Genomic DNA, 22,392 nt, shown 5'->3' with positions numbered 1-22,392 from the left:
GTTTATTTGGACTTTAGCTACAATCTGAATCCTTGATAGGACAACCTATCAAGGATTTTTACTTGTTATTTGTCGACAATCAGCATATACTTAAACGTAATGCTTACGTTTTAGGACGTTTGACGAGGAGTGAGTACAGTGGATTATATACAAGTGAAAGATATTATGTTTAAATACGACGATGAGCCGGTGTTATCCGATGTATCGTTTCATGTGAGTGAAGGTGAGTTTGTATCGTTAACCGGTGAAAACGGAGCGGCTAAATCAACCTTATTAAAAATCGTGCTCGGATTACTACAGCCAGCCAACGGTGAAGTGACACGAACATTGCTCAATGCGAAAGGTGAAAAATTTCAAATTGGCTATTTACCGCAGCAGGTTGCATCCTTCAATGCTGGTTTTCCGAGCACGGTCATTGAGCTCGTGCGTTCGGGACGTTTTCAACGCGGAAAATGGTTTAAACGCTTGTCAGCACTTGATCATGAGAAAGTCGAAGAAGCACTGCGTTCAGTTGACATGTGGAAGTATCGTGATACGCAAATTGGTGCCCTTTCTGGCGGACAAAAACAACGCATCTGTATGGCGCGCGTATTAGCGGCCGAGCCAGACTTATTTGTACTGGATGAGCCAACAACCGGGATGGATAAAGCGAACCGTAAAAACTTTTATAAACTGATGCGTCATTATGCTGATTCGCACAACCGTGCGATTTTGATGGTGACCCATGATGATGACGATCTCACGAGATATGTTGATCGTGAATTACGCTTAACACGAAAGGAAGATACCGAGTGGAGATGTTTTTGCATGAATTCATGCAGCGCGCATTCATCGCAGGCACATTAATTGCGATTCTTGCCCCGTTGTTTGGTTTGTTTGTTATTTTAAGACGGCAGTCACTAATTGCCGATACACTAGCCCATATTTCATTAGCAGGTGTGGCAGTAGGTTTCACTATCGGAGTTAATCCAACCTATACAACCATTATTGTCGTGGTCATTGGTGGTTTAATTATCGAAGTGATGCGAAGCTTTTTTAAGACGTATTCCGAGTTATCGATTGCGATTTTAATGTCAGGTGGATTAGCGCTAGCGCTCGTTTTAACGAGTGTGAATGGTGGGAATTCAACCGCGAGTATTTCACAGTTTTTATTCGGTTCGATTGTAACAATTAATAACGAGAGTGTTTATTTACTATTAGGTTTAGCAATTATCGCAGTGACACTTTACTTGTTATTCCGTCGCCATATGTATGTGTTGACCTTTGATGAAGATACGGCCTATACGAGTGGCTTAAATACGCGTTTAATCTCAATGGTATTCAGTGTCTTAACGGGTTTAGCCGTTGCGATTATGATGCCAATTGTTGGTGCCTTACTTGTGTCATCTTTGATGATTTTACCATCAGCGATAGCGATTAAATGGGTTAAGAGTTTTGACGTTGCAATTATTTTAAGTGTTGTGATGGGGTTGATTGGAGTCTACAGCGGATTAACGATGTCGTATGAAGTCGGGACACCACCGGGTGCCTCAATTACCCTCGTTTTAATTGGCATGTTTATTGTATCAGTCGTTGCCCGTACCGTTTGGTTACGTTTAAAGGGTAGAAAATATAAGTAAGAAGAGGAGACACTATGACAAATGTTATCTTAGTAGGGGTTGAATTACCGCGTGTGAATGATTTTGCTGAATCAATGGTTGAGTTAGAAGGCTTAGCAGAAGCGGCTGGTTTAACTGTCGGTCATGTCTTAACACAAAAACGCGAACGCGTGCATGCCGGTACGTATATTGGTAAAGGGAAGTTAGCTGAACTGGAAGGTTACTTAGCAGCAGCCCAGAGCGAAACGCTCGTGTTTAACGATGAGTTAACGCCGAGCCAAATTAAAAACTTAGAAGCGGCACTTGAGGTTGAAATCATTGACCGTACGATGCTGATTTTAGCAATTTTTGCTGATCGTGCTCAAACACGTGAGGCGAAGCTACAGGTTGAAGTCGCACGGTTACAATACTTAATGCCACGCCTAGCGGGTATGGGTATTTCAATGAGCCGTCAAGGTGGTGGCTCATCGGGTTTAGCGAACAGAGGTGCGGGTGAAACCAAACTTGAGCTCGATCGTCGAACAATCAGTGATAAAATCAATCAGTATCAGCGTGAATTAAAAATCGTTGCGAATGAACGGGACAATCAACGACGATCACGTCAGAAAAAAGGCTTGCGTGTGGCAGCACTTGTTGGGTATACGAATGCAGGGAAATCAAGTATTTTAAATACACTTGTCAGTGCTTACCATCCGCAAACAGACGAAAAACACGTGCTTGAAAAAGACATGTTGTTTGCAACGCTCGAAACATCAGTGCGTCGGATTCATCCGAAATATCATCAACCATTCTTATTAACAGATACGGTTGGTTTTGTTGATAAGTTACCGACACAACTAGTGAAGGCATTCCGTTCGACCTTAGAGGAAGTAATTCAAGCGGATGTACTCATTCATGTGATTGATGCGGCTAGTCCTGATGCTGATAAGCGCCAACGCGTTACCGAAGAAACGCTTAAAGCCATTGGTGTAGAAGATAAACCAATGATTCACGTGTGGAATAAGGCCGATTTAGTACCGGAAGTATCACAAATTATGCCGCCGAACCATGTATGGGTTTCAACACGTACCGGCTTAGGGTTACCAGCCTTAATGGCAGCCATCGAAGCCGAGCTCTTTGCGGATGAAGAAGAGCATAGCTGGCTTATTCCGTATGACCGTGGTGATGTTGTTGCACAAATGAACGAAGAAGCACGGATAATTAAGCTGGAGTATGTTGAAGATGGCACGCAAATTACCGCGATTACGCCACAGCATTTTATACGTACACACGGCGAATTTATTACGGAATAAAAATGAAGGCAACTATTTCCCGTTACTGCCATTTATCTTCCAAGCTGTTTGCTTCTAAGCGGTTGATGTCACTTTCGTTGTAGGAAACACAAGCCTTTGAGGAGAGTGTACAGATGGTACCGACTCCGAGAAGGTGAGGCATTGACGACCTAGAACAGCGTTGATCTTCAGTTTGGAGCGGAGGCAGTTGCCTCCGCTTTTTTGTGGCGTTAATCTATTCAAATAGAACGTAAACGTGTAAAATGAGAAGAAATAACAGATAGGGGCGTGTGAACGATGGGCGAGCAGTTAATGTTAGGTCAGGTCAGTATAAAGGAAGGAACACCGCGGCGTTGTGTTTCTTTAAGTGGGGCAACGACGGCAGCTATTGCCGCTGAATTAAAGCTGTTTAAGCAGAAAAAAGCCTTTGTTGATGTTCTAGAATGGCGGGTTGATTGTTTTGTTGAATGGTCAAATGAGCCGTTACGCCAAGAGGTTCTTACTATCATTAAAGCAGCAATCGGGACAACACCGCTTATTTTCACGTGTCGAACGCGTGCTGAAGGTGGTCAAGCAACGCTTTCGACGGTTACTTATGAGGAACTCTTGCAGTGGGCGAGTGCCACTGGTAGTTTTGCAGCAATCGATATTGAGTTAGCTCTTCTGCCACAACTAGCACCGGGGCTATGCTCCCGAATTCGCCAACAAGGGACGAAAGTGATTGTCTCTCATCATAATTTTGAACGGACACCACCGGTTCAAACAATGGTTAACCTGTTAGAAGCAGGAGCTGATGCAGAGGCTGATATTACTAAATTAGCAGTGATGCCCCATTCAAAATTAGACGTGCTACGTTTGATTGAAGCGAGTCAACGTTATGCGTGCCAACGCGTGCCTGTGATTACAATCTCAATGGGCGCGTTAGGACAAGTCAGTCGTTTAATTGGTTCGTTTAGTGGCTCAGTGATGACCTTTGGTGCCTTGGAAGCAACAAGCGCACCAGGACAGTTAGAAATCGAACAACTGGCACGCCAAATGTACTGAGGGGGAGAGACAGATGATTCGAATCGCTCAAGCGAAAGATGCAGCAGCAATAACGGCCATTTATAACGAGGCAATCTTAAAGACGACAGCGATTTACAAAAATGATCCTGTGACAGTGGCTGACCGGAGAGCCTGGATAGCGCGACAAGCACAGGAAGGCTGGCCCCTGTTTGTGTATGAAATCGATGAAACAGTTGTCGGTTATGCAACCTATGGCTCCTTTCGGGCGTATCCGGGCTATCGACAAACGATTGAACATTCCATCTATGTGAATCCGACCTCTGCGGGGAGAGGGATTGCGACTGCTTTAATGCAACACTTAATAGCAATCGCTAAACAAGAAGGCTATCATGTGATGCTTGCAGGGATTGATAGTGAGAATAGTGCAAGTATTCACCTCCATAAGAAGCTTGGTTTTACGTTTAGTGGCCGTATGAAAGAAGTCGGTTTTAAGTTTGACCGTTGGCTCGATGTTGATTTCTATCAAATGGTTCTTTAAAAAAAGCTCATGTGCTATCGCTAATCAACGATAGAGCATGAGCTTTTTTTGGATAGTATTTAAAAATAATCAGAAAAATAGGGAACATCTGCGGGAATAATACTTTCAAGCAATTGTACTTCAGCAGACGTTGCATTCAAGCGACCGATTTTCTTTAAATACGTCGGTCGTTTGTAGCCTAAAAACATCGTTGTCAACGTTTGGATTGTGACGGTCGTTGTCGGTTGTTTGGTGCTAACATATACAGTGACTGTACCGTTAAGCAAACTTAATTCATACGTTTGGCGATTCCACTCGGCCAGTGGGTCTTCTACTGCAAAGCACCAAGAGCCATTCACTTTTGACAACGTTTTAAATGGAAACTGCTGCAAGAACGGTAATAAATCGACAATTCGTCCCATGTAATAAGGTGTGATTGTCTCTTTAATCTCACTATCATCGAGCAAGAAGGCGAGTGCTTCATCGGTATAGGTTGAACCTTGTACCTCATTGACCATCGAAAAATGGGCTGAAATAAAGTTCCAAAGACCACTGCGGGCTTCTTCGTTTAAAAAGACCATTTCTTTCAAATAAAAGACCTCATCTGCCAAGCGATAAAACAAGAAACCAGTAGGTGTTCCCGTCGTATCGCGATAAACTGCGGCCATCATTTCATCTGACTCCCAGCGCCAGTATTCATCCCATGCAAGTTGGGTGCGAATCATGCTGCCGTGTTGTTGAGCGGCGAAATTATCGTAAATTGTAAAAATAAGGGGGTCATCACAGTCAGTGCGTTCAACCATGCCTAACACATCTTTTGTTTTTGGTAACTGTGTATCTTTGACCTTAAAGGTCATTTTATCACTAATGATTTCCCAGCCTTTACGACGGTAGAAGGGAATCGAATACGGATAGAGATACGAGATGAATTGTTTATTTTCACGCATTTTTTGTAGTGCACTAATCATTAAATCATGCATTAAGCCCATTCGAGCATACTCAGGATAAGTTCCCACACCGGTAATGCCACCCATGGCATACTGCTGCCCAAAAATGTTGACGGTGAACGGATAAATCGCAATTTGTGAGATGAGCTTCGTTTGATCATACCAGCCAATAACATCAGCTTGTTCAAGCACAGGGAGCTTCGCCTGCCGAATTTCTTCTTCTTCCCACCCAAAAGTGTGTAAATCGTCCGTTGTAACTTGGAATACATAACGTAATAATTCATTGAATTGTGTCACGTCCGTTTTTTCGACGAGCTTTAATTCAAAGTTGTGCTGTAGAGCTTTCGGCTCCATAATTTCGACCTCCAAATGTTTTATGAAAAGTAATTATGAATATAATATACCATAGTTGCTTGCTTTTAAAAAAGTGAAGGACTATAAAAGTCATGAATAAAGGGAGGGCTAAAGTGATAAAAGAAAAAAGCACTAGGTAATTACATTAAAAATGTAGTAATTTTCTGAAAAATGTATTAGACTTAATAAAAACTCAATGATGTAATCAATTAGGAGGAAATTAAGACATGGCAAGTGAAACAAAGCAAACAGAATTAAAACAAGGCCTAACGGGTAGACATGTCCAATTTATCGCCTTAGCGGGTATGATTGGTACGGGTATTTTTAAAGGTAGTGCTGAAACATTGCAACAAGCTGGCCCATCCGTTGTTTTTGCCTATTTAGCAGGGGGCTTATTACTTCTAATTGTAATGACGGCTTTAGCCGAAATGGCTTTAACACATCCCAAACATAACGTGCAAATGTTAATACATAAGGCAATGGGATCACGCTCGGCATTTGTAACCGGTTGGTTGTATTGGATTAATTGGGTTGTTGTAACAACCGTTGAAATTGTAGCAGCGGGCTCATTTTTACAATATTGGTTCGACCTGCCATTATGGATTTTATCGCTCATTTGTGGCGTGTTAATTATTGCGATTAACTTATCACAGGTAAAAAATTATGGTGAACTTGAATTTTGGTTTGCGGGCATTAAAATTACGACTCTGACATTATTTATTATTTTAGGCGCCTGTCTAATTTTCGGAATTATCCCGAGTTCAGCAGCCAACCCGGTCGAAAACTTAACGAGTAATGGTGGTTTTATGCCGTTTGGTTTAGGTGGGATTGCCTCAGCTTTCTTAGTGGTTGTATTCTCATACGGTGGAGCAGAATTAGTTGGTGTAGCTGTCACGGAGACGAAGGATGTTGAAAAAATCTTGCCACGCGTTATCCGAGGAACAGTTTTTCGTGTCATCACCTTTTACATTTTTCCAATTATTGTAATTTGTGCATTAATTCCTTGGAGCTCAGTAACAGGTGAGGTAAGCCCATTTGTACAAGTATTCGACATGTTAAATATTCCCGCAGCAGCAGACATTATGAACTTTGTTTTGTTAACAGCTGTTTTATCGGCAGCAAACTCAGGAATCTATGCCACAAGCCGTACCTTGCATGCAATGTCGTTAAGTGGTGAAGCACCACGTAAGTTTGGGGAATTATCGAAGAATGGTGTGCCCCGTCGTGCCATCCTCATCACAGCCGTCTTTATTTTCTTAGGCGTTTTAATCGCCTTTTTAACAGAGAGTCGTGCCTTGAACTTATTGATGCAAATTCCGGGATTCACGATTATGATTGTTTGGTTAGCTATCTGTGTCTCGCAAATCATTTTACGCAAACGTAGCAATTTAACGCCAAGTTTCAAAGTATGGTTATTCCCATATACAACCATCTTTGCGATTGTGTGTTTCAGTGTTATCTTCATTTCATCAGTCTTTAATAAGGCAAATATCGTCGGTTCAACAGTCTGTGTCACGATTATGGTTGTACTAATAATTGCCGCTCAAATTCATGATAAATACAAACAAAAATAAACGATTAGCAAGCGTGAAATAAAGGAGGAAGAACAATGACCTTACTCGTACAAGTGGCGATGATCTTTATGCTCGCCTTAGCTGTTATTCAGCTGTTTAAACGCAATGTCGATTGGGCAGTAATGTGGTTCCTTATCGGTGCAGGCTTTTTCGTACTCTGGAAATTTTATGCGTAACCATATAAAAAGAGGGTTGCTCGGGCCAAATTGGCTGTGAGCAATCCTCTTTTTTACTAGCACCTTTCGCCAGTCGCCTGCCTCCAAGCTGTACGACTTTAACGGCCTGTCGTGTGCTTTTATTGACCGAACATACTGGTTGAGTGCATCGGTTGTACGCGGGTTTTGGGGTTGATGTAGTTCATTGCATTGTTGACCGCGGTAGGTGCTTCGCCAAGTCCTGTTGCAATCAAGGCGACTTTACCAGGATAGGTACACACATCACCGGCGGCATAGATACCCGGGCGGTTTGTTTCCATTTTAGAGTTGACCACTAATGCGTTTTTTTGTAACTCGAGTTCCCACGTTTTAATGGGACCTAACGTTGAAATAAAACCATAGTTGACGATAAAGTGATCAATCGCTACGCTGCTTTCTTCAGCTGTTTTCATTTTCTTTAAACCAACGTGTGTTAAATTGCCGTCATCATCGGTCGTTAAAGTTACCGGGACATAAGGTGTCATCAAAGTTACCGATGAATCCTGTAATTGTTGCACGCTGCTCTCATGTGCACGGAAGGCGTCGCGACGATGAATCAGGCTAACTGATTTAGCAATCGGTTCGAGCATTAGAGCCCAATCGACGGCTGAATCGCCACCACCACAAATGGCGACGTTTTTATCGGCAAAATGATTCATGTCCTTAATGTAATAATGTACCTGTGAGCCTTCAAGTGCACTGGCATTAGTGATGTCGAGTCGACGAGGTTCAAAAGCACCGTTACCGGCTGTAATAATGACCGTTTTTGAGCGGTGTCGACCTTTGTTCGTTACAAGTTCGATGGTCTCATCAGCTTGTTGATTGAGCTCAAGTACTTCTTCTTCCAAACAAATCGTAGGGTTAAACGTAGCTGCTTGCTCAACGAGGCGGTCAACTAAATCTTGCGCTTTAATGTTTGGAAAACCGGCCACATCATAAATGCGTTTTTCAGGGTATAACATTGAAAGCTGTCCGCCTAAAGTCGGTAACGTTTCAATGATTTTCACCTTGGCACTGCGTAGGCCAGCATAAAAAGTAGCAAATAGACCTGTTGGTCCGCCACCGATGATTGTTATATCGTATAATTCTTCTGTATTAGTCACGTGATAAAGACCTCCATTAATTAAACTGTGATGCTAATCGGCATCACTTCCTTCATATAATACCATAAAAAAAAAGCTAGGATAACTTAATTGGTTTAGAAAGAAATTACGGGAATGAAAGAGAAAAGATAAAAATAACCAAAAGGCTTGAAAACAAATGTAAAAACCTTTAGAATTGTAAATGGAAAAGTGTTTTTTGTGTGAACGAATAGGACACAAATATAATAAAAATGAAATGAGTGATTTATGATGGCTAAGAAACAAATTGTCATTCTCGGTGCTGGTTACGGCGGTCTCCGTACATTACGTAACTTACAAAAAGCAAAACCAGATGCAGAAATTACAATCATTAACAAAAATGATTACCACTACGAAGCAACATGGTTACACGAAGTAGCTGCTGGAACAATTGAAGCAAACGATGCGTGTTTCCCAATTAAAGACCAAGTTAAGGGTGCAACTAAATTCATCCAAGACGCTGTTATTAAAGTAAACAAAGAGGATAAAACAGTTGAGTTAGAACAACATGGTTTAATCTCTTACGATTACTTAGTCTTTGCTTTAGGGTTTGAATCAGAATCATTCGGTACGCCGGGTGTTGATGAACACACATTACCAATTGCTGATATTCCTTCAACAAAACGTATTCGTGAGCACATCGAAACTAAATTTTCACAATGGAAAACAACACAAAATGACGAATTATTAACAATCGTTGTTGGTGGTGCAGGCTTTACTGGTTTTGAATTCTTAGGTGAATTAACTAACCGTATTCCTTACTTAGTGAAACAATACGATGTACCGCGTGAAAAAATCCGCATCATCTGTATTGAAGCAGCACCAAGTGTGTTACCAATGTTTACAAAAGACTTAGCAAACTATGCGATTTCTCGTCTTGAAGACCGTGGTGTTGAATTCAAAATTGGTCACCCAATTAAAGAAGCAACAGCTGACTCAGTTATTTATGCTGATGGTGAAGAACGTAAAGAAATCAAATGTGGCACATTTATTTGGGGTGCTGGTGTTCGTGGCTCAGGCGTTGTCGGCGCTTCTGGTTTCGAAGAACGTCGTGGCCGTGTAATGGTTAACGCAAACCTAACTGTTCCTGGTAACGAAGACATCATCATGATTGGTGACTGTTCAGCTGTAATGGATACTGCTAACAACCGTCCATACCCAACAACAGCACAAATTGCTATTCAACAAGCAGATTATGCAGCAGCTAACATTATTGCGTTATTAAACGACCAACCATTAAAAGACTTCGTTTACAAACCTAAAGGAACTGTCTGTTCATTGGGTGATAACGATGCAATGGGTCTTGTTGGCGATAAAGCACTTAAAGGTTACCGTGCATCAGTTCTTAAAAAAGTAATTGATGACCGTTCAATCGCAATGCTTGGTGGCGTTTCAACAATGCTTAAAAAAGGTAAATTCCAATTTTATAAATAAGTAACACAAAAAAAAGCGGTCGGGAGTAATCCTGACCGCTTTTTTAATACTTATAAATGATAGAGATATTCAACCAAAAAGCCAATTGCAATCCCGGTTAAAATACCGAAAAAGACTTCAGTCGGTTTATGACCTAAGACTTCTTTCAAACGCTTAAGACCCTCATCAGGGTCTTTTTCGGTTGAATTTTTTCCGATGTTGGTAATCGCTTGAAAATCGGCAATGAGCTTATTAATCGTAATGGCTTGTTCGCCACTTTGACGACGAACGCCCATTGCATCATACATCACGATGACGCCGAAAATGGCAGCAACTGCAAAATACGGTGAATTCATACCATGTTCAATCGCTAGCGTTGTCATTAAGGCGCAGACGGCAGCCGAATGAGAACTTGGCATACCGCCAGTTGCTGTTAGCAAAGACCAATTCGTTGTACGACTCATTAAAGCTTGGATGGGAACTTTAATCACTTGGGCGAACCCAATTGCAATTAAAGCCGCCATCAGCGGAATGTTGTTCCAAAAATCCATTGAAAAGGCCTCCTTTTAATTAAGTAGTTGTTTCATCATCGTTTAGTTCTTCAGTTGGTCGAAGTGGCGCCTTAAGTTCTGTTTGGAAGGCAGCTTCTTCTTCTTGCTCATGTTGTTCTAAGCGACGATCGCGCATGTAGTCGGCAAAATGGACCTGTTTCATCGCCTTCAAATAATCTTCTTGTTCGCGAACCTCCCGTTGTAACCGTTCAGCACGGAGCGCTTGCATCTCTTCTTTTTTAACCGGATATAACTCATCAATTAGATGGTTCTTAGTTAAAGGAACACCGATATGATAGGCCGACCGAGTAATTAAATGGTTCGCAATCGGTGCCGTTAAGAAGATGAAGAGGAGTGCTAAAATAATGCGCGGTAACATGTTTACTTCTGAAAAATAGGAGAAGTAAATAATCAGCGCGACCATCATCACGGTGATACCAAGCGTGTTACCAATACCGGCTGCATGCGCACGCGTATACGTATCAGGCAGGCGAATCAGTCCTAGGGCTGCGATTAAACTTAAAATCGAAGACGTGATGATGAGGAGTGAAATTAAAATTTCAAGACTTAGTGCGATCACGGACAATCACCTGACCTTTCTCTTCGAAGCGGGCGTATGAGACGGTACCGATGAAGGCGAGTAAGCCGATGATGAGTAACACATCAACAAAAACTGGCGTGTTTTGCATCATTGAAATTAGCGCAGCAATCGATACGAGTGCAATGCCGATACAATCAAGTGCGAGTACGCGATCAGCTAAGAAAAAGCCTTTGATGACACGGTATAAGAAAAGGATAATTGAAATGCCGAATAAGACTAATGAGATATAAATCGATACGTGTAAAATCATTTACGGAACACCTCCACGATGTGACGTTCAAAGCCATTGCGAATTTTACTGCGTTCTTCTTCAGGGTCGGTTAAGTCGATACAATGAATGTAAAAGGTGTGTGAATCTTCATCAACTTCGATACAGGTTGTTCCGGGTGTGAGTGAGATGAGCGACGTGAGTAGCATGACCTCCCAATCCGATTCAAGCACCGTGCGGTACTTGAAAATACCAGGCGTGATATCGATTTCATTTGATAAAATGACCTTCGACATGGTGATGGAACTCGTCACGACATCTCCTAAGAACATCATAATCAGTCGAATGACCGACCAGACCCGTTCTAAGTAAAAGCGACCATTGAAAAAGCGACGCATGGTGAAAAGCATAATAATACCGATTAAATAACCGATTAAAAAAGTGCTGAAATTGAATTCAGCTTGGAGAAACTGCCAAAGTAAGGCAATTAATGTATTGAGAAAGATTTGAAAAACCATTTAATTGCCTCCTAACACAGCAGTAATATAAACGAGTGGATCGATTAACGAATCAGATGCCTCGAGGACATAAGGGGTGACGAATTGAATCCCGACGCCAAATATGGCGGTAATTGCCACAAGTATCACCGTTGGTAGCATCATTTGTCGGTAGCCAAAGACGTAATGACGGGGCCCCGTTCTTTGCCCCAAAAACCTAAGATGAAGATACGGAGTAGTGACAATAAAACGAAGAGACTCGAGACGAGGATGAGGATCCCGCCGACGCTATCGCCGCTTTCGAAGACACCTTTGACGATGTACAGTTTGCCGACAAAACCACTAAACGGTGGAATGCCTGCCAGTCCTAACATCGCGATGAAGAAGGTGATGGTCAGACCAGGGTAGCGGGCAATCAGTCCCGAAAAATCGCGAATATCAGGTGTGCCGGTAATAAAGAGGATCACACCAATAACCATGAACAACGCGACCTTGATTAACATATCGTGAATGAGGTAAAAGACGCTGCCAGTCATCCCTGATGTTGTTAAACTGGTAAAACCGACTAAGATGACCCCAATCGCGATTAAAATGTTGTAAATAATAATGTTTTTCATGTTCCGATAACTCATGGCACCAACGACACCGATAATAATTGTCAAGTAGGCCGACCAACGTAAGAAGTCCCATTCTATGCCGGGCGAACTGGAGAAAAACAAACTGAAGGTTCGTAAAATCGCGTAGACACCAACCTTAGTGAGAAGACCACCGAACAAAGCAAGAATCGGCATCGGTGCACTGACGTAGGAACTAGGTAACCAAACAAACAGTGGAAAAATACCGGCTTTGGAACCGAACACAAACAAAAAGAAAATCGCAATCACACTAATGAGGCCGGCGTCTGCGTTGCCTTGAACTTGTGCCAGTTTGTTGGCGATATCGGCCATATTAAGTGTGCCAACAATGCCGTAGAGCATCGCGACAGAGACGATGAAAAAGGCAGAGGCAATGACATTGAACACAAGGTACTTTAAAATCCCTTGCAACTGTACTCGCGTGCCACCTAAAACTAAAATACCATAGGATGACATCAGCATAACCTCGAAGAAAACGAATAGATTGAAAATATCACCGGTTAAAAAACTCCCGTTAACACCTGTAATCATAAAAAAGACAAGTGGGTAATAGAGTCCTTCTTCCCGTTGAACGCTGATGGTGCGGATTGAATATAAAATAATTAGCGGTAAAATGAGCGTTGTCGTTACAACGAGTAGCATGGCCAACATATCGGCCACTATGCTAATACCAAATGGAACAGGCCAGTTCCCCATTGTGACAACAAGTGTTCCTTCAGTGATTACTTTATAAGCACTGAAAAGGGAAGCAGCTAACAAAATAAAACTAAAACTTAGGGCTGCGGGACGCTGATATTTGATTTTATGAGGCAAAATCAATAATAGAATCGCTGCAACGAAAGGGATTAGAATTGGCAGTAAAGCAAAATTAGTCATCATCATCATCATTTCCTCTCGTGCGGTTAACCATGTCGGTTCCATTTTCTTGATACGCGCGGTAGGCCACTACTAAAAAGAGGGCGGTAACCGCAAAGCCAATAACAATCGCTGTTAAAATTAAGGCTTGTGGGATCGGATCATTAAACAAAGTTAAGCCATCCAATAAGATGGGGGCGTTACCTCGTTTGATACCACCAATCGTCAGTAAGGTGAGGTTTGCACCATGACTGACAATGGCTGTTCCAATAATAATCCGCAGTACATTTTTTGATAAGATTAAGTAAACACCGGCAGTAAACATCAGCCCGATGAGTAGACTCATTAACAATTCCATTTAATCACTCTCCCCAATCGCAATAATGATAGTGAGGATGGCGCCGAGCACAACCATCAAGACACCGACATCGAATAAAGTGGACGTGTACAGCCCAGTGTGCCCAAAGAGCGGCAATTCGACGTAGACAGTCGTATGTGTCAAAAAGGCTTCACCTTTAAAGAGGCTGATGCTCGAACTAATTAAGATGACGAGTAAACCAGCCCCTGCTAAACGGAGGGGGTTGAACGGCAAAATCCGTTTGACTAAGTTCAGGTCATAGGCAATCGCGAGTAACACAAAGGCCGAGACGATGATAAGACCACCGATGAAGCCACCACCAGGCATGTTATGCCCAGAGAAAAACGAGTCAGCACCAAAAATCAAAATAATAAAGACAATGATTTGTGACGCCATTCGGAGTAAGACATCATTATTCTTCATGTTGTTTATCTCCTTTGTTCAGACGTAAGCGCACCAATGAATAAATACAGATGGCTGCAATCGTTAAAACCGCTGATTCGAAGAACGTATCAAACCCACGGAAATCAACCAAGGTGACATTGACGACGTTTTTACCGCCACCAAGAGTGTAGGCATTTTCAATGAAATACGGCGAAAGCACCGAATCAAAGAAGGTCGTATTGAAAGAGGAGAACACCACCATGAACATGACGAAACCAACACCTAAGCTAATCCATAACCGCCAAGAAAACGGGGTGATTTTTTCCTCATCCTTACCAATTTGTGGTAAGAAACGAAACGCCAGTAAATATAAAATGACTGAAATTGTTTCAACCACAAGTTGCGTCAACGCGATGTCGGGAGCACGAGCGACCATAAACATAATCGCGATTAAATAACCGAGTGCCCCGAGTAGGATGACCGAGGTTAAGCGAGCTTTAGATAACATAATGGCTAATAAGACAATCGCGGTTGCAATGAAAATTAATACATCCAGCACGTCGATTTTAGTCAGTTTTATCATTGAAAAATCAAGCGAGTCGGTTGTTAGAACACCGACAAGTGTCATTAAAATAAAGGTCATAAATAAAATGATTAAGTAGAACCGTAAATTACCGTTCATAACGGTCGTCATTGAGCGGTACGATAATTTTTCAAAGTAATAGTTCCCGCGGTTATACACATCGTTCCAAGCAAAGGTATGACGGTAGCGCTTTTGAATCGCAGGCTTCCATTTTAAATAAGTAACTGCTAGCACTGTCCCAACCGCAATGATGGCGATTGTGAGCCACAGCGCGGGTGTAAACCCATGCCAGAGTGCTAAATGTAACTCGTAGCTAGGGTTGAGTGTCGTCTTGACACTATGTATTGCCGGTGTAATTAAACGATTGGCAAATAAGTTCGGAAACAAGCCACTCACAATTACTAAGACGATGAGTACAAGCGGTGAAAAGGCCATGCCAAGTGGTGTGTGTGTTGCACGTTTTGGCTGCAGCCATGGTTTTTGTTTGCCTGTAAATGGTCTAAAGAACAAAATCATACTATAGACGAACGTAATAACACTGGCAATCCACGCGACAAATAAGAAGATGTAAGACAACGTACTCAGTGTTGGTGCGTCAATCGACGAGAGGTGCACGAACGATTCTAAAAACATCTCTTTACTGATAAAGCCGTTAAAAGGTGGAATGCCGGCCATCGCAAATGTTCCAACAAAGGCAAGCGTTGCCGCTAAGGGCATGACGTTCATTAAGCCACCGAGGCGGCGGATGTCACGCGTACCTGTTTCATGATCGATAATACCAACGACCATAAATAAGGCACCTTTAAACGTTGCATGATTAAAGAGATGCAATAAGGCGGCTGCGAGTGCGGCAACATAAAAACCGTTCGCCTCCCGTAAGGCGTTAGAGCCAAGCCCGAGTAATGACATAATTAGCCCGAGCTGACTGATGGTTGAATAGGCGAGAATCGCTTTTAAATCGACCTGCTTTAAGGCGTTAAATGCGCCCCAAAATAAGGTGACTAGCCCGACAATCATAATCGTAACCGACCACGATTGATGTGTGGGAGCAAAGACCGGTGTCATGCGAGCAATTAAATAGAGTCCGGCTTTAACCATGGTGGCTGAATGAAGGTAGGCACTAATTGGTGTTGGTGCTTCCATCGCGTCGGGTAGCCAAATATGGAAGGGGAACTGAGCCGATTTCGTAAAGGCCCCAAGCATGATAAAAATCATCGCCAAGATGAAATACGGCGAATCGCTGAAGGCAGCTGCGCGAGCAATGACGGTTTGAATGCTAAAACTACCTGCGAGATTTGATAAAATAGCCATCCCACCAAGCATCATCAATCCACCGAAGACAGTAATATAGAGCGCTTTTTTAGCGCCGTAGCGCGAACGCTCCCGCTTATGCCAATACCCAATCAGCAAGAATGAGCTAATCGAAGTCATTTCCCAAAAAAGATAGAGCACCATCATATTATCTGATAAGACCAAGCCTAACATCGCGGTCATGAAGATTGCGAGGTAGGCATAAAAATAATGCAATTGTTCTTTTTTCTTACTCAAATAAAAGATTGAGTAGAGGGTGACGAGGGTACCGATACCTGTAATAAGTAAAACAAACAGGAGGCTCAGTCCATCAAGACGTAAGACATAGTTAATTCCTAAGTCGGGAATCCACTTCATTGTGTATACAAGCGGATGAGTTGTGAGATTCTGTGAGACGAAGCTTAAAAAGTAACAGAACAACCTAATGGGAAGATGAGGACTAACCATCCAAGATGCCATTGTTGTAAGCGGCGATGAATAAACGGAATAAGGGCAGCTAAGCATAAGGGTAATAATACGGCAATGTGTAAAAAGTTCACTAAAATGAATCGCTCCTTTCGTATAAATGGTAGTAAACAATAAGATACTTACTTTAAGTATAACTAAAAAAATATAGCATAACAAATGATAGAAGGTATCTGCTCGATTTAATGAAAAAAAAACTCAACCTCGCACAGACGCTAATGTGGAGGTTGAGGCGCTTAATGCAGTTCGATTTTACGCTTGCGATCAGATCGCATACTCATCTGTAATAAGCAATAGGTGAGCAGGAACATGAACGCTGTAAAGATAAACACGAATGAAATACTAAAGAGACTTGCGAGTTCACCGCCAATGACAGGACCGATGACGTTGCCTAAAAAACGGGCACTTTGATTGTAACCAAGCACCTCGCCTTGGATTGAAATGGGTGAGGCGAGCCGAATGTATGCCGTTGTTAATGGGATTAAGCCACCGATGACAATCCCGAATAAAAAGCGTAAGAAAATAAATAAGGTCATCGAATTGATAAAGGCCATTGGAATAATGGCGATGGCGGAGCCAATTAACAGATAGCCGATAATTTTTTCGTATCCGTGATGGTCACCTAAAATACCCCAACGACGTGTCATAATCAAATTCCCAAAGCCGGTTGCTGAGAATGCTAGCCCTGATAACAGTGCGATGTTGTTCGTGTGCGGTACGAGCTCTTTAACATAGAGCGAGAGCAGTGGCTGTAAACTGAAGTTGGCAATTTGGACGAGACTGGTTGCAATCATCATCATCGTTAAAACACGAATATGTAAGATGTAAGCAATCGTATTTGGTACTTTTTCGTTTTTTTGTTGTATTGGTGGTGTGTGTAACAGTATCTTTTAAGACAAAGGTAACAAGGAGCGCTACGATGAATAAGGCGATACTTGAAAGGTAGAAGGTTTGTTTGAAACCAAAGACATCAGCTAAATAGCCGCCAATCAATGGACCAAACAGCATCCCCGTCACACTGCCGAGCTGTAAGGTTCCTAACACGCGACCGGACTCCTTTTTAGGTGTTTGCCGCGCGATAAAGGCATTGGAAACACCGACAAAACCAGTTACGATACCCATGAAAATTCGCAAGAAGAACAGATGAGATACGCTGCTGACCTCTCCCATTAAATAGAGCGAGAGCGCCATTCCGACTGAGGTGAAGATGAGAATTGGTTTAAAGCCATGGCGGTCACCGATTTTCCCCCATAAGGGTGAAACGAGAAAGGCTGCTAAAAAGGTAACGCCGAAAATATAACCTGACCATCGCTGGATATGATCTTGGGAATAGTTGCCAAAAGTGGCGATGTACAATGAAAGGAACGGCATAATCATTGTCATGCTGATGGAAACTAAAAAGTTGGCGGCCATTAAAAGATAGAGGTTTTTCTTTAGTTGAGACATAGAGACACGTCCTTTCGATTCAGTCTGTAGCGAAACAAAGTTGCATTTGAATTTTTAGTTTGGTTATCAGTAGATTCAATGTTAAAATAAGGTGAAATAAATTATAAAGGAGATTGAATTATGTCATTCCCACAATTAACCAAAGAAGTACAAGCAAATGAACGTCTTGTTGCGTTTGAAACAACAATGGGTACAATCGAAATCAAGTTATTCCCAGAGGAAGCACCTAAAACAGTTGAAAACTTTATTACACATGTTGAAAATGGCTACTACAATGGTCTATTCTTCCACCGTGTTATTAAAGATTTCATGTTACAAGGTGGCGATCCAACCGGTACTGGTATGGGTGGCGAAAGTATTTGGGGCAAATCATTTGCTGATGAATTTTCGCGCAACTTATTCAACTTCCGTGGTGCGTTATCGATGGCGAATGCTGGACCGAACACAAACGGCAGCCAATTCTTCATCGTGCAAGCAAGTGAAGTGCCAAAAAACATGACACGCCAAATGAAAGATGCTGACTTCCCAGAAGAAGTTGTCAATGCGTATAAAGAAAACGGTGGAACACCATGGTTGGATTACCGTCATACTGTATTCGGTCAAGTTGTTGAAGGCATGGATATCGTTGATGCGATTGCAGATGTGAAAAAAGGCGTGCAAGATCGTCCGGTTGAAGATGTTGTGATTAACAAAATTACGATTCTTAAATAAGCTATTAATAAAGTGTTACCCTCTAATAGATAGAGGGTAACACTTTTTTTATGTCATTAAGTTTGTAAAGGCGGCAACGATACGATTGATGCCTTCATTGACTAAGGTTTCAGTTGTTGCAACGTTGATACGAATGAAGCCGCGTCCTTCTTCGCCGTAGACTGATCCGAGTGTGATGCCGACACCTTGCTCGATTAGTTCGCTCATTAAGGTGTTTTCACTAATACCGGTTTGACGGTAATCAATCCAGAGCAAATAGGAGGCATCGATAGGTGTTACTTCTATTAAAGGTAATTGACTGAGTTGCTTATGAGCAGTATCAATGTTTTTTTTGAGTTGGACGAGTAATTCTGTCAACCAGTCTCCGCCTGTTTCATAGGCCGCTTGTAAGGCTGTAGCGCCGAAGATATTAAGGTCAGGATAGGCTCGTTCGGCCCGGATTGCTACGATACGCTCGCGTAACTGAGCATTATCACTAATTAAATAGGCCGCTTGTAAACCTGCGAGGTTAAATGTTTTAGAGGGTGCCATTAAGGTGACAATCGTCGCCTGTGTTGTGTTGAGGGCGGCGATTGGTACGTGTGATTCAAAGGCTAAATCGGAATGAATTTCATCAGAAATAATTGCGACATTGTATTGTGCGCATAACATAATAATCTGTGACAGTTCTGCTTGAGACCAGACACGACCAGATGGATTATGAGGTGAACAAAATAAGAAAGCAGTTGTCAAAGGATCAGCTAAACGCTGTTCAAATGTATCAAAGTCAAAATAATAGCGGTGATCTTGATAATGCAACGGCGCAAAGACGACGTTACGTCCTATCCGTGGAGGGACTTCGAAAAATGGGTTATAGACAGGAGGGCACATTAAGACATTTTCACCCGGCTGCGTTAAGGCTTCAAGCGCTACTGAAATACTCGCCACGACATTATGATTATAAATAATCATCTCAGGCTCAATCTGCCAATTATACTTGCGGTGCAACCAATTGCAAATGGCAGTATTAGCTACGTCTGGTACGAAATTATAGCCGTAAATATTATGGTTAACAACTTTTTGTAAAGCGAGTGTTACACCCGCTGGTGGATGGAAATCCATATCAGCAATCCACATCGGTAAAACCGCCTTGCCAAAGACGGTGGGTGCGTTATCCCATTTAAGACAGTTCGTTTGTTGGCGTCTGTTTACTTCGTTAAAGTTAGTTGTCATCGTGTCACCTCTCCGTATGTTAGTTTAACTACCGTTATTGTACCTCAATTTGAAGGGATATAAAAATGTTAACGAGCTTTCGCAAGTGAAATAAAGTCGCTAAAATGGACAGTTATGAGCTGATAAAGCGACAATAAAAATGCTATAATTAATAATTGAAGAGACAACGTTAGAAAGAAGGGTACGTATGGTCAAATATAAGATAGGTGATATTGTCGAAGGGACCGTCGATGGCATTCAAAAATATGGTGCTTTTATCAAACTTTCAGAAGAGACACAAGGCTTGATACATATATCTGAGGTGACCCATGGTTTCGTGAAAGATATTAATGATTACTTGCATGTCGGACAAACGCTTAAAGTTAAAATTGTAAGCGTTGACGAAGGAAAGAAGCGGATGAGCTTATCATTGCGTGCAATGGAAGATAGTGAAAATAGCGAAGTCGGTGAAGCGGGATTTGACCCGTTACGCAAACAAATGCCGATTTGGATTGAGACATTCAAAGGCACAGGTGAAATTAGTGATTAGAAAGCTCCTTTCTCTGGTTGTTGACTTCGAATGATTCAGTTGTGAACATTGTGGTGCGTTAGTTGTCCATTAAATGAAGTATTGCGTTATGTTTATATTGAAAAAACAGGTTGATTAGTATAAAGTTAGGGTGTTAATAAAAAATTACTGGGGGTTTCGAAATGACTCATATTAAATTTGATTATTCGAACGCGTTGGCATTTTTCGGTCAACATGAAATGGATTACTTACAAAGTGCTGTAACTGCAGCTCATAATGATTTGCACAACGGCACTGGTGTCGGAAACGACGCGTTAGGTTGGATCGATTTGCCAACAAATTATGATAAAGAAGAATACGCTCGTATTCAAGCCGCTAGTAAAAAAATTCAAGGCGATTCAGAAGTATTAATCGTTGTCGGTATCGGTGGTTCATACTTAGGCGCTCGTGCAGCAATCGAATTCATCAAGAGTTCATTTAATAACGTGGATAGCAAAGCTGTTCGTAAAGCACCACAAGTTTTCTTTGCTGGTAACAGTATTAGCTCAACTTACTTACATGATTTAGTGGAGTTTGTTAAAGACAAAGATTTCTCTGTTAACATTATTTCTAAATCAGGAACAACGACAGAACCTGCCTTAGCTTTCCGTATCTTAAAAGGTCTTTTGATCGAGAAATATGGTAAAGAAGAAGCTAAATCACGTATTTATGCAACAACCGATAAAGCTAAAGGTGCTTTGAAAACAGAAGCGGATAACGAAGGATACGAAACGTTTGTCGTACCAGATGACATCGGTGGACGTTTTTCAGTCTTAACTGCTGTCGGTCTATTACCAATTGCAGCGGCAGGTATCGATACAGACGCTATTATGGCGGGTGCTCGTCAAGCAAGCGAAGATTTACGTAGCCCGAACATCTCGGAAAACATCGCTTATCAATATGCTGTTGCGCGCAATGTGTTATACAGTAAAGGTAAAACAGTTGAGATGTTAATTAACTATGAACCAAGCTTGCAGTACTTTAACGAATGGTGGAAACAACTATTCGGTGAAAGTGAAGGTAAGGATCAAAAAGGAATTTATCCATCATCAGCGAACTACTCTACAGATTTACATTCATTAGGTCAATACGTTCAAGAAGGTCGTCGTATTCTAATGGAAACAGTTGTCAAAGTAGCGGAACCACGTTTTGATATTGATATTCCATCAGATGAAAAAAATCTTGATGGTTTGAACTTCCTTGCCGGTAAAACAGTTGATTATGTTAATGAAAAAGCATTCCAAGGAACGTTATTAGCGCATACTGATGGTGAAGTGCCCAACTTTGTTGTCGAAATCCCTAAATTAGATGAGTTTTCATTAGGTTACCTCATTTACTTCTTCGAAAAAGCGGTAGGCCTTTCAGGTTACTTGTTAGGTGTTAACCCATTCGATCAACCAGGGGTTGAAGCATACAAGAAAAACATGTTTGCTTTATTGGGTAAACCAGGTTTTGAAACAGAAAAAGCGGAATTAGAAGCACGTTTAGATAAATAAAAGCAGTACTAATAAAGGTGTGTAGCGCTTCAAAGCCTACCACCTTTATTTTTTTTTGAAAAAAAACTATTGCCAAATGATGGTGCTGTCATATATACTAAGTAAACAGTTTACAAACGAAAACAATAAGGTTTCGAGAGTGGAAAAAGTTTCTCGTAAGAAACAGTTTTTTTAAAAGGAAAATTGTTGACATATCATTTTGTAACTGTTATGATAATACATGTTGAGTGAGAGGCGCTGATATAAAGCGTTTTGATTAAAAAAACATTTTCAAAAAGATGTTGACAACAAACACAACACATGATAATATTAAGAAGTTGTCAGCGAGAGCCGATAACGATTGACCTTTGAAAACTGAACGAACAAAAAAGATGTTATATGCTTAAACTCTTAGGAGTTTAACCAATTAATTTCGTAACGACAACAAGTAATAAATTTTTAGCTAGCGAACTAGTTAAGGATCATTTGACGGTTTAAACACCGTTACTTTTTAACGAGAGTTTGATCCTGGCTCAGGACGAACGCTGGCGGCGTGCCT

General features: G+C 41.7%; 22 protein-coding genes and 2 pseudogenes. 11 read left to right on the top strand and 13 right to left on the bottom strand.

What is annotated here, in order from left to right:
- Positions 1-138: 138 nt before the first annotated feature.
- The 5 genes from BCAMP_RS05455 (at position 139) to BCAMP_RS05435 (ending at position 4,412) form a co-directional block, all read left to right on the top strand.
- Positions 139-846, top strand: a complete 708-nt coding sequence (locus tag BCAMP_RS05455; protein ID WP_035314316.1) for a metal ABC transporter ATP-binding protein — start codon at positions 139-141, stop codon at positions 844-846.
- Positions 792-1,619, top strand: a complete 828-nt coding sequence (locus tag BCAMP_RS05450; RefSeq protein ID WP_198015719.1) for a metal ABC transporter permease — start codon at positions 792-794, stop codon at positions 1,617-1,619. The genes BCAMP_RS05455 and BCAMP_RS05450 overlap by 55 nt, the downstream gene beginning before the upstream one ends.
- Before the next feature lie 14 nt (positions 1,620-1,633).
- Positions 1,634-2,890: a GTPase HflX gene (hflX, locus tag BCAMP_RS05445; protein ID WP_051456909.1), complete on the top strand. Its 1,257-nt coding sequence runs from the start codon at positions 1,634-1,636 to the stop codon at positions 2,888-2,890.
- 276 nt (positions 2,891-3,166) lie between these two features.
- Entirely contained in the window at positions 3,167-3,913 is a 747-nt protein-coding gene (gene aroD / locus BCAMP_RS05440) for a type I 3-dehydroquinate dehydratase (RefSeq protein ID WP_035314313.1), read from the top strand.
- 13 nt (positions 3,914-3,926) lie between these two features.
- Entirely contained in the window at positions 3,927-4,412 is a 486-nt protein-coding gene (locus BCAMP_RS05435) for a GNAT family N-acetyltransferase (protein ID WP_035314311.1), read from the top strand.
- A gap of 59 nt (positions 4,413-4,471) precedes the next feature.
- On the opposite strand, the gene BCAMP_RS05430 is transcribed toward BCAMP_RS05435, so the two are convergent.
- Complete coding sequence (locus BCAMP_RS05430) at positions 4,472-5,692, bottom strand: GNAT family N-acetyltransferase (RefSeq protein ID WP_035314310.1); 1,221 nt, start codon at positions 5,690-5,692, stop codon at positions 4,472-4,474.
- Positions 5,693-5,919: 227 nt separating this feature from the next.
- Between BCAMP_RS05430 and BCAMP_RS05425 the strand changes: the two genes are divergently transcribed.
- Together BCAMP_RS05425 and BCAMP_RS13475 are read left to right on the top strand one after the other, a co-directional pair.
- Entirely contained in the window at positions 5,920-7,266 is a 1,347-nt protein-coding gene (locus BCAMP_RS05425) for an amino acid permease (protein WP_035314308.1), read from the top strand.
- A 35-nt stretch (positions 7,267-7,301) separates the two neighbouring features.
- The gene (locus tag BCAMP_RS13475) at positions 7,302-7,442 is read left to right on the top strand and encodes a hypothetical protein (RefSeq protein WP_156921150.1); all 141 of its coding nucleotides are present in this window, start codon (positions 7,302-7,304) and stop codon (positions 7,440-7,442) included.
- A 119-nt stretch (positions 7,443-7,561) separates the two neighbouring features.
- Here BCAMP_RS13475 and BCAMP_RS05420 read toward each other — a convergent pair whose 3' ends face one another.
- Positions 7,562-8,563 (bottom strand): NAD(P)/FAD-dependent oxidoreductase, encoded by a 1,002-nt coding sequence (locus BCAMP_RS05420; protein WP_035314306.1) that lies wholly within the window; start codon positions 8,561-8,563, stop codon positions 7,562-7,564.
- Positions 8,564-8,812: 249 nt separating this feature from the next.
- Here BCAMP_RS05420 and BCAMP_RS05415 point away from each other — a divergent pair, with 249 nt between their 5' ends.
- The gene (locus BCAMP_RS05415) at positions 8,813-10,015 is read left to right on the top strand and encodes an NAD(P)/FAD-dependent oxidoreductase (protein ID WP_035314304.1); all 1,203 of its coding nucleotides are present in this window, start codon (positions 8,813-8,815) and stop codon (positions 10,013-10,015) included.
- 50 nt (positions 10,016-10,065) lie between these two features.
- On the opposite strand, the gene BCAMP_RS05410 is transcribed toward BCAMP_RS05415, so the two are convergent.
- The 10 genes and pseudogenes from BCAMP_RS05410 to BCAMP_RS14690 form a co-directional block, all read right to left on the bottom strand.
- Positions 10,066-10,545, bottom strand: coding sequence for a divergent PAP2 family protein (locus tag BCAMP_RS05410; RefSeq protein ID WP_035314302.1), 480 nt, complete (start codon positions 10,543-10,545; stop codon positions 10,066-10,068).
- Positions 10,546-10,564: 19 nt separating this feature from the next.
- The gene (gene mnhG, locus BCAMP_RS05405) at positions 10,565-11,125 is read right to left on the bottom strand and encodes a monovalent cation/H(+) antiporter subunit G (RefSeq protein WP_051456908.1); all 561 of its coding nucleotides are present in this window, start codon (positions 11,123-11,125) and stop codon (positions 10,565-10,567) included.
- Positions 11,106-11,396, bottom strand: coding sequence for a Na(+)/H(+) antiporter subunit F1 (locus BCAMP_RS05400; RefSeq protein WP_035314300.1), 291 nt, complete (start codon positions 11,394-11,396; stop codon positions 11,106-11,108). Before BCAMP_RS05400 ends, mnhG begins: the two co-directional genes overlap by 20 nt.
- The gene (locus tag BCAMP_RS05395; protein ID WP_035314298.1) at positions 11,393-11,872 is read right to left on the bottom strand and encodes a Na+/H+ antiporter subunit E; all 480 of its coding nucleotides are present in this window, start codon (positions 11,870-11,872) and stop codon (positions 11,393-11,395) included. The genes BCAMP_RS05400 and BCAMP_RS05395 overlap by 4 nt, the downstream gene beginning before the upstream one ends.
- Positions 11,873-13,365: pseudogene (locus BCAMP_RS05390) on the bottom strand (Na+/H+ antiporter subunit D).
- Positions 13,355-13,699 (bottom strand): Na(+)/H(+) antiporter subunit C, encoded by a 345-nt coding sequence (locus BCAMP_RS05385; RefSeq protein ID WP_035314296.1) that lies wholly within the window; start codon positions 13,697-13,699, stop codon positions 13,355-13,357. Before BCAMP_RS05385 ends, BCAMP_RS05390 begins: the two are co-directional and overlap by 11 nt.
- Positions 13,700-14,131 (bottom strand): Na(+)/H(+) antiporter subunit B, encoded by a 432-nt coding sequence (locus tag BCAMP_RS05380; protein ID WP_232217928.1) that lies wholly within the window; start codon positions 14,129-14,131, stop codon positions 13,700-13,702.
- Positions 14,112-16,516 (bottom strand): annotated as a pseudogene (locus tag BCAMP_RS05375) (Na+/H+ antiporter subunit A). The gene BCAMP_RS05380 and the pseudogene BCAMP_RS05375 overlap by 20 nt, the downstream one beginning before the upstream one ends.
- 162 nt (positions 16,517-16,678) lie before the next feature.
- Positions 16,679-17,242 (bottom strand): MFS transporter, encoded by a 564-nt coding sequence (locus BCAMP_RS14695; RefSeq protein ID WP_269479271.1) that lies wholly within the window; start codon positions 17,240-17,242, stop codon positions 16,679-16,681.
- Positions 17,169-17,888 (bottom strand): MFS transporter, encoded by a 720-nt coding sequence (locus BCAMP_RS14690; protein WP_269479270.1) that lies wholly within the window; start codon positions 17,886-17,888, stop codon positions 17,169-17,171. The genes BCAMP_RS14695 and BCAMP_RS14690 overlap by 74 nt, the downstream gene beginning before the upstream one ends.
- Positions 17,889-18,008: 120 nt before the next feature.
- Between BCAMP_RS14690 and BCAMP_RS05365 the strand changes: the two genes are divergently transcribed.
- The gene (locus BCAMP_RS05365; protein WP_035314293.1) at positions 18,009-18,599 is read left to right on the top strand and encodes a peptidylprolyl isomerase; all 591 of its coding nucleotides are present in this window, start codon (positions 18,009-18,011) and stop codon (positions 18,597-18,599) included.
- A gap of 48 nt (positions 18,600-18,647) precedes the next feature.
- On the opposite strand, the gene BCAMP_RS05360 is transcribed toward BCAMP_RS05365, so the two are convergent.
- Positions 18,648-19,811, bottom strand: coding sequence for a MalY/PatB family protein (locus BCAMP_RS05360; protein ID WP_035314291.1), 1,164 nt, complete (start codon positions 19,809-19,811; stop codon positions 18,648-18,650).
- A 187-nt stretch (positions 19,812-19,998) separates the two neighbouring features.
- Between BCAMP_RS05360 and BCAMP_RS05355 the strand changes: the two genes are divergently transcribed.
- A complete protein-coding gene (locus BCAMP_RS05355) occupies positions 19,999-20,340 on the top strand; it encodes a CvfD/Ygs/GSP13 family RNA-binding post-transcriptional regulator (protein ID WP_035314290.1) in 342 nt (113 codons plus the stop codon).
- A 161-nt stretch (positions 20,341-20,501) separates the two neighbouring features.
- On the top strand, positions 20,502-21,854 hold the full coding sequence (locus BCAMP_RS05350; RefSeq protein ID WP_035314288.1) for a glucose-6-phosphate isomerase: 1,353 nt from the start codon (positions 20,502-20,504) through the stop codon (positions 21,852-21,854).
- Positions 21,855-22,392 lie beyond the last annotated feature (538 nt).

The organism is Brochothrix campestris FSL F6-1037 (assembly GCF_000525915.1).
Taxonomy (GTDB): Bacteria; Bacillota; Bacilli; order Lactobacillales; family Listeriaceae; genus Brochothrix; species Brochothrix campestris.
Note: the sequence above shows the minus strand (reverse complement) of the source record. Positions and strands in the feature narration are given on the sequence as shown.